Annotated in this window: 1 protein-coding gene; it reads left to right on the top strand. The window is 65.7% G+C overall.

Features of this window, described 5'->3' with window-relative positions:
- A partial coding sequence (locus tag CCN72_RS32190; RefSeq protein ID WP_158101450.1) for an alpha/beta hydrolase occupies window positions 1-597 on the top strand: 597 nt, incomplete at both ends.

The following is a 597-nucleotide window of genomic DNA, read 5'->3' as shown; positions in this document are numbered from 1 at the left end:
CCCCGGCACCGCGCAGGCGCTGGTGGACAAGCTGAACTACCCGAGCACGGCGCAACGCCTCACCAAGGGCGGCAAGATGCAGCCGATGATCCTGGTGATGCTGCGCCCGTCCGTGGCGCCGCCGCGGGACACCGAGTGCGTGGACGTGCCCGGGGGCCCGAAGACGGAGACGTTCTTCGCCAAGGACCTGCGCGAGTCGGTGATGAGCCGTTACCGGGTGGACGCCACGCCCGCGAGCTGGGGCATCATCGGCGACTCCACCGGCGGGTACTGCGCGCTGAAGATCGCCATGCACCACCCGAAGTCGTACGGCGCCGCCGTGGGCCTGTCGCCGTACTACAAGGCGCCGATCGACGCGACCACCGGTGACCTGTTCCACGGGGACAAGAACCTGCGCGATCGTGCCAACCTCTTCTGGATGCTCAAGCACCAGTCGGCCCCGGAAACGTCACTGCTCGTCACCAGCAGCAAAATCGGTGAGCACAACTACAAGGACACGCTTCGGTTCATCAAGAACGTCCAGGACACGAACGTGACCAGGATTTCTTCGATCATCCTCCCGAGCGGCGGCCACAACTTCAACACCTGGCGCCGGGA

The organism is Streptomyces murinus, assembly GCF_002154555.1.
Classification (GTDB): Bacteria; Actinomycetota; Actinomycetes; order Streptomycetales; family Streptomycetaceae; genus Streptomyces; species Streptomyces murinus.
Note: the sequence above shows the minus strand (reverse complement) of the source record. Positions and strands in the feature narration are given on the sequence as shown.